The organism is Aureispira sp. CCB-QB1 (assembly GCF_000724545.1).
Lineage (GTDB): Bacteria > Bacteroidota > Bacteroidia > Chitinophagales > Saprospiraceae > Aureispira.
This window is the reverse complement of record NZ_JHBV01000014.1, coordinates 167,839-182,874: the sequence shown is the minus strand read 5'-3', so window position 1 is coordinate 182,874 and position 15,036 is coordinate 167,839. Positions and strand designations below refer to the sequence as shown.

The following is a 15,036-nucleotide window of genomic DNA, read 5'->3' as shown; positions in this document are numbered from 1 at the left end:
AAATAAATTCCTTTGCTTTTTTGTATCTTGGTAAAGAGTCATAACCTTTCCAAGTTGATTACAATGAGAACGCTACTTTTTACATTCATTTGGGGCTTTAGTAGTACATTCGCTTTATCGCTTCATCCTAATTTATACCACAAAAAAGAAACGGACGTTAAAAAACGGTCTAGTAACATTCCCGACATTGCCTATACCTTTGACACTGCTTTTGCCAAAGAATTTGTTGCCGATTTTGATTTTGATCAACCTGCTAATTATGCGTTTCAAGAACTATCAGATGCAGGAATTTATCTCACCCATTTAGGAGAGAATAACAAGGCATTAAATGTCTTTCAATGGCTACACGAACAACACTCTGAAGAATATAATATTACTTCTAACTTAGGAGTTGTACATGAATTAAATGGCAATTTAGATTCTGCGGAACACTATTTATTAAAAGCTTTTACACAGTCGCCTCATGATCCTCCTAAAACCGAATGGGTACAATTAAAAATTATCGCAGCCAAACGATCTATTCAACAAGACCCCAACTGGTTACTACATCATCACGTTTTAAATTTGAACTGGGACACCTCCTTTTATCAAAATAATTCTACTCAAAGTTATACTGAACAACAAAGGGATAGCCTACAACTCCTTCGTTATACCAATTACAAAAATCAATTGGATACCCTGTGGTCTATCGGAAATGTTATGAAAACTCATATTCCCTATGTATCTAGTCCCAATCTTTTGGTTGCCAATATCATGAAGGAACTAGGATATCATTTTGCGATCAATTTATCTATTAAAGATGCCTTTGTTGCTTATAAAATTGCCCTACATTATGACCCTAAAAATCAACTGAACATAACCGAAGCATTAACACGATTAATGCCTCATTTTAGAAAATACGAATTTGACGAGTCTATTTTCGAAGCAAAATTTCATCCAGCCAATAATTCTTTATCTAGGCAGTTACCTGCCAAAGAAAATCCTCCTGAGGATTATTTCGACTCTTTTTCTTTGCTCACATTGCAAGCAAGTATTGCTTTACTTCTTTTAGTTGCTTTTTTCAGTTATACCGTCTTCAACCAAAGAAAAAAGTAATTTTTCACGCAAAAAATCTCTACTTAAGCCAAATGGACAAATACAAAATTACATTTCAAACTTGGAATAAGATAGCCGATTTATACCAAGAAAAGTTCATGGATAGCACGCTTTACAATGACTCTTACGCTGCTTTTTGCAAAGCAATTCCAACGACAGCCGCAAAGATTTTAGAAATTGGTTGTGGTCCTGGGAATATAACACGATACCTCATCCAACAACGACCTAATTTTCAGCTTACAGCCATTGACATTGCCCCTAATATGCTTGCACTCGCTAAGAAAAATGTTCCTAAAGCAAAGTTATTAGAAATGGATGCTCGTAATATTCATACCTTAAACGAAAAATTTGATGGGATATGTTGTGGTTTTTGTCTCCCCTATTTGTCTAAAGACGACTGTTTAAAGTTGCTACAAGATAGCTTTAATTTACTCTCCTCTAATGGTTTATTATACCTAAGTTTTATAGAAGGGAACTATAACGACTCTAGATACGAACAAGGAAGCTCTGGAGATCAAGTTTTTGTCTATTATCATTCTTCTTCCCAAATAAAAGCAGCTTTAAAACAGTTTCATTTTGAGATACTCCAAATTAGCTCCCTAGATTACCCAAAAGGAGGAACACAACAACAACATATTATTTTTATAGCTAAGAAAAAGCAAATATTGTCATAGTAATGGTGTTTACATTCTTAGGGCATATAGACTTGGCTTCCTTTTATTTGCCTTATTTTTGAATATTAAGTAATCGTTCAAAAAAATAACAAGTACCACGCAGTAGCAGCGCAGCTAAAACAGCCTTCTTTTTGCGCTACTCTTCATCAGAAAAACTTGTCTTAGCTCGCTAAGCCTTCCTTTTTCTTCTTGGATTAGCAAAAAAATAATCCCATTTTTTGTTCTTATTTTTTCTGACCTCTTACTTATTAGATACAAAAAAGCAGCTAAGTTTATACCTTTTAACTGCTTTTTTGTGCATTAATATTGAGTTATGAGTATTCCAATTTATTTAAATTCGGGAAACAACAAACGAAATTTACCATTAGAGGCATTCTTAACCATTCCATCACCATCCAAAACAAGGTTAAACTCTCCTTCTACGATTACTAAATCACCATAACCTAAAGCTACTACTGAAGAACGTTCTACAGAAGTAATTTTAAGATAATTAGCGGGAAAAATATTGTTGTTCTTATCTGTTCTCCAATCTGTAGTACCATCGTTATAATCCAAACCAATATGAATAGGTGCATTACAAATGGCTGATGAAGAATAACACACTTCCAAATTTTGACCTACCAAACTATTTAGCTCATTGTATGTAACTGAGTCTTCATCCATATTAACATTAACATAGATACTCTCCGTTTTTGAAAAATTAGATAAGTTAGGTTTCAATATACCTCCACTTACAGAAATTATACTACTTTGAGAGGAGTTGCATTGGTAGCTGGTTGATCGATACTCTACAGGTGTTCCATCAAAATCAAATGTAATATAATAATCATTAGGAGTGTTGTTAGTAGTAGTAGTAGTATCTTTTTCACAAGAAAAAAAACCAACACTAACTACGGTAAGCATTAAAAATACAAATAGGTTTTTCATTGTTTAGTTTAAATTTAGTTAATAATCGTCTGTACAATTTTTGCACAAACTATTGTTGATAAAAATTATTTCCATCTAAGAATTGTTTTTCAGGCGCAATATGATGATTAAAAGTAAAAGAATTATACCATTTTTATTTTTTATGAAATATTTAGGATATGTCGTTCATCAACCTTTATCGACTTCCTTCTTCTCAATAATCATTTTCGATGACTTAGCATATTGTAGTAACTCTTCTAACATTTCAGCAGGCAATTCACTAATGTCAAATGCCAGCTTGAGTTTCCCTTTGACATTTTGATCTTTGTACACTTGAATATCCTCTACAGAAGGGTTTTCAATTGCTTCCTCATTCTCTGCCAACTTTTCTTCCACCACAACTGTTTCTACCACTCGTTCAATGACCTTATGAGCACTTGTTTCTTTTTTATCTTCATTTTTGAAGCGCAGTAAGCCCAATAAATGTGCTTCTGTCAAAGTATTGTACTTCGTGATACTAAATAAATCTTCCTCAATATTGGTTGAATTACTATTCACGTAAGCAATTTTATTGCACAAAACAGCATTTTCATGTTCATACTCTTTTACGACTTGATCTAAGAAGTAAACCACATAAGGCATTTTTCCATCATACAAATAAATGCTATATTCAGCATCTTCTCGCCATTTCATATAGTGATCTGCCCCCCATTCTTGGCTATTGGCTTCTAATCGTTCAAGATCCAATTTGTTCTCCACTTTGGTTGTTTTAAACTCAATCCCTTTGATATCCAAATTTGTCAAATATTGCCCTGCTGCTGTCAAACAGTCGAATACATGAGCAATACTAATTTCAAATTTTTCAAAAAGTTGTTTCTGTTGTTTTTGGTCAAAGTAATACAACTCTTGATCCGCATGATTATCGACTTTGTACTCAAAGGTTGGTTCTTCCTCTATTCCTCCTACCTTAATAATATAAGGTAAAGGTGTATTTTGAGTCAATTTAGGTAGTGTATTGTATAATTTTCTCAACCAATACAAACGCTCATCTTCGGAGGTAAATACCGTTCCTTCAGACTGAAGCCAAAGGATGGTTTGCAATAAATAGTCTTGTTCTGAATTTCGTAAATCATTCAGTTGTTTTTGTGAAACAGGCTCTCCAATATTTGTATGAAAATATTGGCGTACCCCTACTAGCGTAGAACGCTCTGTATTGACCCCTATAGCATTTAACAACGATAACTTGCCTCTAGGAATTAGAACAACTTTGGGCGAAGGGGGAACAAATTCCTCTACTTCCTCTCCGTCCACTGGAATTGGTTCCTCATAATCAGGCTGAATCGTACGTTCTTCCACTAACTCTTCTTCTTCTCCGACCCAATTCATCAACCAATCAGGGAAACGCTCTTTTACCAAAGCATATTCCTCAGGATAAACCAGCTCCGCAGGTAATAAACCACCCAAGCTATTCTCTGTATTTGTTTTAAGTTCCAACTGAGTAGGACGTTCCAAATCAGGAATTTCTGACCAAATTTCGTACAAGAAATTTAATAGTTCAGATTGCAATTGCTCTGGTTTTTCTTTCTCTTCCAACGTTCTAATCGGCGCACAATAGAAGGTATTTTTATCTATATAAGGACCATAAACCAAATTTTGAGACCCAAAACTAAATGCTGTTTCTTTCTCTTGTATACGAAGCAACTCATCAACTCCCGCATAGTATTGGGAATTCAAAATAGCACTTGAATCAATAAAAGAGTTGTTATTCAAATGAAACGCATCAAACGTACTGATTTCTATGGGTTCAGCAGCTTGTGTATGCAGCAAAAACGATTTGATAATTTTGCTATTATCATTATCCTTCGCATACAACAATGCAAAAGCTAGTTGATAAGCATTTTCCAAAACGGGATGATTTGCTTTTAGTTCATCAAAAATATCTTTGACCAGTTTCTCTTCCCCTTCAAAACAACGGCGTTGTAATACCGTGGGGGCCTCATAATCGACAAACTGATTCGCTATGTTCTGTAACAATGCTTGAATGACCTTAAAACGAGGCAGTACTTCTGATAATTTCAAATTAAACTTACCGCTTCGTTCAATAGAAATGGTAATCGCATCATCAAACCCAATATCATTCAACTTAAACAATTCTCCTTCTAAATTTTCGATATAAATTTTAGATCGAACTTTAGAATGATCTGCCTCTTTGTTTCTGAATATTTGTAACGTTTGGTGCTCAAAAGAATCTTTATTATATGTTTGTCCCTCTTTGAGAACAATTTTATCAATTTTGCTGAATACTTGTTCTTGTACGTCGGCATTGCCACTCTCTACAATCAATGCCGAAAGTAGTTCAGGGGATACTTCTTTAGACTTAGAAATCGCATTAAATAACTGACTTCCTCTTAATAAGCCTTTGTTTCTATAATCTGGCTGGTAAATTTTGGCAGGCACCAATTTATAAGTATCGCCAAAAATAGCATTAATTTTTTCCGCCAAACCTTGTTGTCCTTTTTCTACCGCATAAGGAATATTTCTAGCCCGCTTTCCAACTTCACACTCCCTCGAATTTTCTGGACTCTCTGTTAGATATAAGAAAGTAAATAAGTCCTCTTTTGTTTTTTCAAAGAAATGAACCAAACTAGCTGCTTCGCCTTTTTCCAAAACCACAACATCCTTGGCAATCGATTTAGACAAAATACTATTTCTAGTTTTGAACACCCCTTCTATCAAGAAAGGCAATACATCGGGATGTGGTGTATAACAATCCGTTAGTGTATTAATCGCTGTTCTTAGCGGACCGTATTTTTCTGTTTCAATCATCTGATTGTGAAAGAAAATTTGACCACTTCCAACAAAACCTATACTAGTATCTACAAAAATATACTTGCTCGTAATCAATGGTTTAGGTGACTTGGCTAAGCTTGCATATTTTAGCACTCCTTGATAAAAAGATTTGATATTAGCCGCTATACTATTATGTGTGGTTACCGCCTTCCATTCTGCAACAAGAATGTTGTTATAAATATCCGTTTCTTTCGCCAGATAATTTTGCAACAAGACATCGTCTTCTTTTTCATCAATACGATAATCATTCAACCAATTTTCAACAGACTTTGTAGAAGCAATCAGTTTAGACAACACCATGTGTTCCCCTTTTTGATTACGAAACAGTTCAATCCGAGCTAGTTCTTTGGCTGACAGAATGCCTGTTAATAGTACAAAGAAAGCTTTCTTTTCCTCAGGATTTAAGTCCGTTGTTTTACAACGTTCAATTAATCCATTTAGCCCTTTTTTCCATTCCTTACTAGCTGTGGTAGGGCTTGTTCTAAATGGATCAGCTTCTAGAAAGGGTAAAATACTAGGGTGTGGTAAAACAAGGTTCAACACTTTGGATACTGCCGAACGCAAAGCGGGGTAATCAACCTCTATTTGCCCTAAGCAGCGATGATAAAACACAGTTTGAGCAGTACAAAATCCATGCTCTGAGTTGGTATAAATATAGTTGGCTTCGTCTAGTTTGGGCTGATTCGACTTTAACTTAAAATAATTGGCAACGCTTGTATAAAATGCCACCAAACTTTCTTCATCCTCACCATCAATTCCTTTAACTAACTCTTCCCAAAAAGGAACAATAATATGAGTGTATAGTTCCCACTGATTTTTTTTAGAAATGTATTGCTCTGCTAGTACTTCTGAATCCTCCTCTTCTGCTATTTTAAAATTCTCTAACCAATACTCAACATTGGCATCGGCGGGCAATAAGCCATACAAAGGAGCAGGGAGTCCCTCTTTGTTATAAAATAAATGCACCCCTCTTAACGCTTCTTTTTTTACCCCATCTAAGCTCATCAAAAAGCTATATAAGTTGTGTTTTTGTTCAACTGAAAGCGTTGCATTGTTAGTACGTGCAGTTATTTTTTTAAACAAAGCCTCATCGTTGGTCAAATAATCTAACTGAGACTCTAGTTGCTGTAGAATTACAGCGTAATCTAAAATATTAAATTCCAATACCGAGAACCCTAACCCTTTGATGGAATCTCGAATAGGCAAGATATGCTCACTCATCAAGAAAATATCTTCTTGCCCTTGCAAATCATCAATAGCATAAAAATGAGCAGCACCTGTTGTACTTGTAAATTTGAAACACTTAATATTTCCAAACTTCTCTAAAAATGCCTCATCAAAGTCAACCCGTTTTAACTCTGCCACAAAAACTTGGTAATCTTCTGGCGATAGTTGTGCAATAAAGTTATTCAGCAAACTTAAATTAGCTTCCATGATTAACTCCTTTATTCCCCAACGCTTTAAACCTAGTTTAGCATTGTTGGCTGCGGAGCGCAAAATATCATTTTCTTCCTTTATATCCGTCCAATACAACCACTCTCTCCCAATTCCCAAACTCATAGGCTCAATGGGCAATGCTGTTCCTTTTGCAATGATTAAATCTTTGAGGTAAAAATTACCTTTATTAGTTGGAATATTCATTTGTATATACTCCAACAATGGATCGTACAAATGTTTATTAATCAATTCTGCATCGTATTCTGTAGAACGGTCTGTCAACAACAAAGCCTTATAAATATGGCAATAAGTCTCTAAATTCTCTTGTTTATATTTATCCAAGTTACGTTTCAACGACTTGGCAATATACTTAAAGGTTTCAATATTCGCTTCGCCTTGATCATCTAAACGGGTTCTATCTGTAATTTTGGCAAAAGAAGAACTGTGCACAAAATAAGCCATTCCATGACGCTCGTTTCGCATTGGGAAAAACTGATATAAACTAGGCGCTTCTTTTAGAGCCTGCATTTGCTCCAAACTAGCAGGAAAGCCCAATGAAATTTCAATCGGACAAGTTGGAAATTCAGGATCTATATTTTTAAAATCTTCTGTACCAGGTAGAATAGAATAACGTTCAAACTTAGTTTCAAACTTCTCTATGATATCTTCTTGCAAGGCTACCTTTTCCAAGGTTTTAAGATTATTCATAGCATAACCAATCCCCGAAGTAATGTTGAGTAACGATTCTTTTAGTTTTTCATGTTTTTTAGGGCCAAATCGCAAGAAAAATAGAGAGCCTTGTTCCAAAGAGAATTGTTGCAACAATTCTTTATTTTTATTTAAAAAAGCTACTAAGTCACCCAACTCCTCTTGGTTAAACAAAACTTGATCTTTGTAATCTAAATTCTTTACCGATTCTTCTGGAGAAGTAGGAAAACAAGCCAAAATAATTTTTAACAACCAAGGAGCGGTATCAGCCTCAATCGAATTTTCTAAGTTCAAACTACCTCCATCATAATTCATCAAATCTGCAAACTGCTTGTTGTTGTACCAACTAAACAACAAGGGGCCAGCCAAGTCTCGCAGCAATTCTTCCGCACCATCTGATTTCCCCATCAACCGATAAGCTAACTTAAAACCAATACCATAGCGTCCAATTTTTCCACAATTTTCTACTTTTGTTTTATCAGCTTTTGTCCCTTGAAAAGAATTCAATAAAGCCTTCAAATCTTTTTCAGAAAAAGCACGTCCATTATTCAACACCATAAAAAAGGTTTCATCATAAATAACGGCACACTCCGTCGATTGGCTATCTGCTGCATTTTGTAAAAACTCATAAATCGCTTGCTCGTCTTGTGCATTTTGCAACTTAGGCGTTAAATCAGCTTTAATGTTCTCAACAATACCATTGACCATTTTATAAAAACCACTATTCTCATTATGACCACTCCCTATAAAATTTTCATCCCAGTTAGGCATGTCATAACCTTGGGCATTGCGCCAGTTTGTACGAAATTGTTGGATATTTTTGATTTGCATAGTTAGCTGAGGTTGTATTCAGTTGTGTAATGTTTAATTTTCTAACAACTTGATTGTTAAGCGATTTAAAAGAGCTTAATAATAACAATCAAATTAATATACTTTTTGGTAGGTTGTTATTGATTATAATACTCCGTTGATTTTTTAGTTTTCCTACGAACCCGTAGGCTCACGAAGTAAAAACGTAAAAAAGCATCTTACATTAGCTTGATTATCAGTCTTTTAGCACAAAAGCACATCTTACTGATAATCAACTGCGAAGCACTCATGCAATAAACTAATACGATTTTTCAACGGAGTAATGTGATTATAAATAATACAAAAAACATACAGTAGTAAATATATTCATTTCTAGCTTAAAAAACAAAAATATGCACAATTTAAAACAAAAAGTTTTAAAAAATTCTATTTAAGTCTATCTGTACTGGCTAACAGCATGCTTGTTAAAAACACTACTGTGATTCAACGTTTCTTCTATTTATTTATAGTGTCTAAAATAGCGATATTCTAATAAATATATGCATAAAGGCCTTTATAAAAATAGATACTAAATCCTTTTCTTTTTTTTTAACGCAAATAACAAACAAACCTAAACCCCTTTATTCCAATCATTTAATTACATTCACTTTAAATAAAACGGCTTAAAAGCCATTAGAAATATTAGATAAGTTATCAAATTATTTTTTTTAGATTTACCCAATTATTATAATCTGATTTAGACTCTGTATATTTGCCATCAAAATAGTTCAAAAGATTTTAGTTATATAAAATCAACGGAGTAAGTAATCGTTCATAAAAATTTAATTATAAATATTTGGACATTCAGCAACTATCCTTCTAATAATCAATTGAACAACACACAGGTTCCTCCACAAAGTATTAAAAATTAAAGATTACTTCCAATGCAATTTCGTTCAAAGTTAATGACAAGTTTTTTAAGTATTTTCTTTTTCTATTCTTTTGCTAATGCTCAATTTGCTCCTATTGCTGGACAGCCAGGAAGTACAGCAATCTACAAAGACTCTAGTATTTTGGTAGCTTGGGCGACCCAATGTGTGGTAGAACGGGGTTTGGTTGACATCAGCCAACCCAGTTTAGGTACGGCATCAGCAGGAAGCGTTGCGGGTACTTTGGGAATGGCTGGAGATGGTTTTACCTTGAGTCTTGGTGATGGTGGACAGGCCACCCTTACCTTTGAGCATCCGATTCAAAATGGACCAGGTGCTGATTTTGTAGTCTTCGAAAATGCTTTTAATGCTACGTTTTTAGAATTGGCATTTGTAGAAGTAAGTTCTGATGGGCAGAACTTTGTTCGCTTCCCCGCGATTTCCAATACAGACACGAGCGTTCAAATTGGGGGATTTGGCAATTTGGATGCTACTCGTCTGTATAACTTTGCGGGTAAGTATCGTGCCAATTATGGTACTCCTTTTGATTTGCAAGAATTGGCAGCAGACTCAGCTATACTCAACCTTAGTGCAATCAGTCATGTTCGCATTGTTGACGCTGTTGGCTGCATTCAAGATGCTTATGCGACTCGTGATAGCCGTGGAATCAAAGTCAATGACCCTTGGAGTACTCCTTTTCCTTCTAGTGGCTTTGACTTGGATGCAATAGGTGTTATTCATCAAAATACAACGATTGCTATTCAAAAAATTCCTACTCCTATGGTTAGCATTTTTCCCAATCCTGTTCGCCAAGGAGCTCCTATTACCGTTGAAATTTCAACGCACAATACAGGTGATTACACTTTCTCTTTATACAACCTTCAAGGGCAATTAATTCTTGAACTACCTCCCAATACACAAAAAATCCCTACACAAAATCTACCCAAAGGTGCTTATCTACTCAAAATACAAACCGCCACTCAACACTTGACTAAACAACTAATTGTTTACTAAAAAGGAAAAATTCAACCACTAAAGGATATAATTCTATTCTATGTCTTAATCCTCCTATTGGCAAACCAATCATGATATTTGAATTGGAGATGTTAAATCTTTTTTAGAGTTAATACTCTATTGATTAGCTTCGCTGCTACTGCGTGGTACTTCGTGAGCGCTGCGCTTTTAGTTAGCTTTGTTACTCCCTATGGTCGTGAGTTCGCTATGCTCTCATGACCTTGGGCTTTTATGCTACTAGCTCAAGCCTACTCGGCAAGCTTAGTTTTTTAGTTTTTCACAGGAGTGCTTTCCCATAAACTAACAGAATTTAGCTTTCAGCAAGCTTTGTTTACTACTACTATGTGGTTTCAACAAAGTAATGTAAAATAAAAAGTTCATTTCATTTTTTTGTTACAAAAGTTAATCGTAATATTGCAATATACAAATTAATAAAATTAATTATGGGAATATCCAAAACAGACATTTTTACCAACGAACAAAACTCGATGGCACAAATAGCAAAAGCTCTAGGACATCCTGCTCGGATCGCTATTGTTGAATTTTTATTGCAACAAAAATCCTGTATTTGTAAAGACATTGTAGAAGAAATTCCCTTAGCCCAGCCGACTATTTCTCAACATTTGAGAGAGTTAAAAAAAGTAGGATTAATCAAGGGGAACATTGAGGGAAATAGTGTTTGCTATTGTCTTAATCCAGAACCTTTTAAACTACTAGCCAATTATTATCAACATATACTTTATTCTATTCAACCAATGGACGACAATTGTTGTTCTGAAAAAGAAAAATCATGAAATTATCCACCTTAAAAAAGCATATTGCTAACATTGACCGCATTCATTTTCAGCTACCTGATGGCAGCTCAGTTCCTAGCCATTATCATGTGACAGAAGTAGGAATGATTCAAAAAAACTTTATAGATTGCGGCGGTACATTAAGAGAAGAAAAAGTAATTAATTTTCAGTTGTGGTATTCTGATGATGTTGACCACAGTCTTCAGCCTCAAAAATTACTCGACATCATCAAATTATCTGAAGAAAAACTAAGCTTAGAAGATTTAGAAATAGAGGTAGAATACCAAGCTGGAACGATTGGCAAATATGGCTTGTCCTTTGATGGCAAACATTTTTTGCTCATCAATAAAATGACCAACTGCCTCGCTCCTGATAAATGTATTCCCCAACTAGGCAAACAGAAATTAAATCTCAACGATTTGATTGCCAACCAAAATGCTTGTTCGCCAGACAGTGGTTGTTGTTAATTTATTACTACTATTCCCCCCTCTGACTGGTCACAATATACTAAAACCATATCAACGAAACCGCAGTCTACAAACGCACGCAGACCAACAACAAAGAGGAACGAACGAAACTAACTCAATTGCTTCTTTAGAGTAGATTTCTATTTTTTAAGGGAGCAAACAGAAGGCGTTGATAAAAAGGTTTTTTATTTTTTTAACATCAATAATTATCGTATATATTTGTACAATAGTTCGTTGAAAAACTTTATTAGTTTACTTCGTGAGTGCTGCGCAGTTGATAATCAGCAAATTGCGCCTTTGCTGCGTTTTGTGTTAAAATTTTGATTATCAAACTAATATAAATGTGCTTTTTTATCTTTTTGGTAACTAAGCTTGCGATCTCACGAGCGCAGCGAGCTAAAAAAGTAAAAAACTAAGCTTGCGCCCTCATGGGCGTAGCGAACTAATCAACGAACTACTATTTGTATATATACGATAATTATTATTCATCCATTGTTATACATGACCCAATTATATTCTTCTATCTACCAATATTGCCAAGAATTAGAACAAAGTTTTGGACAAATTATTAACCATAGGCAGCAACAATTATTGCGCTTAAGCACTTTTTTGAAAGAAAAGATACATGCTTCCCAAACACCTGATATTATCGCTATCTGTACGCACAACTCGCGACGCAGTCACTTAGCACAGATTTGGTTGGCCATCGCTGCCGATTACTATCAAACACCTTCAATTCGAACGTTTTCTGGTGGCACCGAAGCTACTGCTTTTAATCATAGAACAGTTGCAGCATTACAACAAATTGGATTAAAAATTACAACAGACAATACAAATCTACTCAACCCTGTTTACCAAATTCGTTGGAACGACAGCATGCCTCCATATTTAGCTTTCTCTAAACAATATGAAGCCCCACCCAATCCCCGCAAAGACTTTGCAGCGCTTGTTGTTTGTAGTCATGCAGATATTCATTGCCCGATTGTATTCGGCAGCGCTTTAAAAATAGCACTTCCTTATGCTGACCCCAAAGCATTTGATGGTACAGACTTAGAAGCGGTAGAGTATTTAAAAACTTGTCGGCTAATTGCCTTAGAAATGCTTTTTGTTCTAAAACAGATTACCTTATGAGAGCTTATCTAGCTGAATGTATCGGTACTTACGCTTTAGTTTTTTGTGGAACTGGTGCAATTATTATTAACGATATCAGCAATGGTACAATTGGACATCAAGGCATTGCTATCACTTTTGGAGCTATTGTTATGGTAATGATTTATGCCTTAGCCCCTATTTCGGGAGCTCATATTAACCCTGCTGTTTCTATATCCTTTACATTTACTAAGCACCTAAACTTTAAGAATTTAGCTTCTTATTGTATCGCCCAAATAACAGGCGCATTATTGGCTAGTCTCAGTCTAGCATTTTTATTCCCTACACACCAAACGCTTGGAACCACTCTTCCGTACGAATCTTGGCAACAGTCCTTTTTGCTTGAAATAATCTTAACTTATTTTTTAATGCTAGTGATTCTAATGGTTGGTCAAAATAGACATACTCAACCATTTACAGGGGTTGCTGTTGGAGCTACGGTTCTCTTAGAAGCAATGTTTGCAGGTCCAATAACAGGTGCTTCTATAAACCCTGCTCGCTCTATCGGCCCTGCATTAGTTTCTGGTCAACTGCATGCGCTTTGGGTCTACATCATTGCACCTATTTTAGGTGCCTTATTAGCTGCTGTAACTTGGCAATTATTGACAGAAAAATCAAGCAGAAAAAACATCACTATTTAGATGACACCATTTATTGGTCTTGTTTTTCGAACTCTATTTTATTTCTTTACAACACAACACAATCTACACCTTTAAAGGTCGTATAAAATAAATCACAAACACCTACAAATCAATTAAAAATAAAATTTCAAAGCCATTTGAAAATCCATAAAAAAAACTTTTTTAGACTTGAATAGGTTTCTACGATAGAATAATTTCGTGTTCAGATTTTTAAAATTATTATCAAAAAAGAAAGCAAATAATTTAAACAATGAACACATTCAAACTGATAACAACATTAGCACTACTTACACTATGTTCCTATAGTTTTGGACAATTTGGAGGGTTAATAAAAAAGCCTAAAAAACCCAATATTACTACTACAAAAAATAAATCGAGTAAAAAAACGACAACGTCCAACTCTTCTCAAAGCTCTCCTGTCGAAAGTAATAGAAATAAGGATGGAACACCTAAATACAATCCTGACGATGCCACCTATAAAGCTTATTCAAAGGCTAGAGAGAATATAAAATTTGCCAAAAGCATTATGGAGGGTATCGAATGGAAGCAAAATAGAGAGAAAGCTCAAAAAGATGCTGCTAAATATTTGGCAAAAGCAAAAGAAGGATTAGATATTTTAAATCAACAACCTTCTGAACAAAATCAAAATTACCTCAAGGAATTTAACGAAACATATACGACTCTAAACACTACTTGTTCTAGTGAGACAGCTGCATTTAACAAGAGAGAAACTTTTGAAAAAAACATAAAAAGTTATGAAAGCTGGATTCGATACGGAAATAAATCCGAAGATGCTGGGATAGATTTTTCTTATCAAGGCTTTTACAAAGAAATCGAAAATTACAAAAAAGAACTGCCTGAAGCATTTGACAAAAGCTCCAATGTGCAAGCAATTTTCAAAAATTTAGATGATTATTTTAAAAATAGGGTCTATAAAGAAGTAACCAAAGCCGAAGAAGAAGCCGATATTATCATCGAAGCAATGTATAAAAAGCAGCTTTGGGAAGGACATGAGAACTATAAAATAGAAGCCGCTTCTTATCTCAAACGTTTCAATCAAATTTTGACTCGTATCCCATCCAAAGACAAACTACAAGATGAAACAACTGCAATTGCTTTAAGAAACAAAATAACTAAAGAAACCAGCATGTTGAAAGAATTTATTGATAGTGGACAATTGGAGGCAGCCATTAAACAACGCCAACAAGAGCGTATAGATGCCGTCCGCCTAAATCCTAAAGGCATGAGCAATAGTACTTACGAAAAAATGGCTTTAGATCGTACGTTCAGCGATGGAAAACAAATCTTAAGAGCGGTTATAGTCTCTTCTGACTGGCAAGTTGTTAAAAATGCTTTGGATTTGCCCAAACACAAATCATTATGGTATAGCATTGCTGTAAAAGATAAGGATGGCGTTTGTTACAAAGCAAGTGGAGAACTAAGAAAAGATTATGAAGGAGGTGGGAAATATGGTGCTCCCAAATTTTTATTTTCAGAAATTGATACAGAAATGAACTGCAAAAACATTCACAAATAATCAATCACCCAACTAAGCAGCTGCAATTTTTTTTCACTTACGCAGC

10 protein-coding genes are annotated in these 15,036 nt (G+C 34.9%); 8 read left to right on the top strand and 2 right to left on the bottom strand.

Features of this window, described 5'->3' with window-relative positions; translation table 11 throughout:
• Positions 1 to 63 precede the first annotated feature (63 nt).
• The gene (locus CG11_RS05755; RefSeq protein WP_052594038.1) at positions 64 to 1,095 is read left to right on the top strand and encodes a M48 family metallopeptidase; all 1,032 of its coding nucleotides are present in this window, start codon (positions 64 to 66) and stop codon (positions 1,093 to 1,095) included.
• A gap of 32 nt (positions 1,096 to 1,127) precedes the next feature.
• The gene (locus CG11_RS05750) at positions 1,128 to 1,769 is read left to right on the top strand and encodes a class I SAM-dependent methyltransferase (RefSeq protein ID WP_052594036.1); all 642 of its coding nucleotides are present in this window, start codon (positions 1,128 to 1,130) and stop codon (positions 1,767 to 1,769) included.
• Positions 1,770 to 2,096: 327 nt separating this feature from the next.
• Here CG11_RS05750 and CG11_RS05745 read toward each other — a convergent pair whose 3' ends face one another.
• Together CG11_RS05745 and CG11_RS05740 are read right to left on the bottom strand one after the other, a co-directional pair.
• Complete coding sequence (locus CG11_RS05745; RefSeq protein WP_052594034.1) at positions 2,097 to 2,696, bottom strand: hypothetical protein; 600 nt, start codon at positions 2,694 to 2,696, stop codon at positions 2,097 to 2,099.
• 168 nt (positions 2,697 to 2,864) lie between these two features.
• Entirely contained in the window at positions 2,865 to 8,501 is a 5,637-nt protein-coding gene (locus tag CG11_RS05740) for a sacsin N-terminal ATP-binding-like domain-containing protein (protein ID WP_052594032.1), read from the bottom strand.
• 902 nt (positions 8,502 to 9,403) lie between these two features.
• Here CG11_RS05740 and CG11_RS05735 point away from each other — a divergent pair.
• From CG11_RS05735 to CG11_RS05710, 6 genes are all read left to right on the top strand, one after another.
• Complete coding sequence (locus CG11_RS05735; RefSeq protein ID WP_052594030.1) at positions 9,404 to 10,402, top strand: T9SS type A sorting domain-containing protein; 999 nt, start codon at positions 9,404 to 9,406, stop codon at positions 10,400 to 10,402.
• 443 nt (positions 10,403 to 10,845) lie between these two features.
• Positions 10,846 to 11,196 carry a helix-turn-helix transcriptional regulator gene (locus CG11_RS05730; RefSeq protein WP_052594028.1) on the top strand — a complete coding sequence of 117 codons (351 nt, stop codon included), beginning with the start codon at positions 10,846 to 10,848 and terminating at the stop codon, positions 11,194 to 11,196.
• Positions 11,193 to 11,663, top strand: a complete 471-nt coding sequence (locus CG11_RS05725; protein WP_052594023.1) for a DUF6428 family protein — start codon at positions 11,193 to 11,195, stop codon at positions 11,661 to 11,663. Before CG11_RS05730 ends, CG11_RS05725 begins: the two co-directional genes overlap by 4 nt.
• 501 nt (positions 11,664 to 12,164) lie before the next feature.
• Positions 12,165 to 12,794 (top strand): hypothetical protein, encoded by a 630-nt coding sequence (locus tag CG11_RS05720; protein ID WP_063833022.1) that lies wholly within the window; start codon positions 12,165 to 12,167, stop codon positions 12,792 to 12,794.
• On the top strand, positions 12,791 to 13,453 hold the full coding sequence (locus CG11_RS05715; protein WP_052594022.1) for an MIP/aquaporin family protein: 663 nt from the start codon (positions 12,791 to 12,793) through the stop codon (positions 13,451 to 13,453). The genes CG11_RS05720 and CG11_RS05715 overlap by 4 nt, the downstream gene beginning before the upstream one ends.
• Before the next feature lie 250 nt (positions 13,454 to 13,703).
• Positions 13,704 to 14,990: a hypothetical protein gene (locus CG11_RS05710; protein ID WP_052594020.1), complete on the top strand. Its 1,287-nt coding sequence runs from the start codon at positions 13,704 to 13,706 to the stop codon at positions 14,988 to 14,990.
• The last annotated feature ends 46 nt before the right edge of the window (positions 14,991 to 15,036 follow it).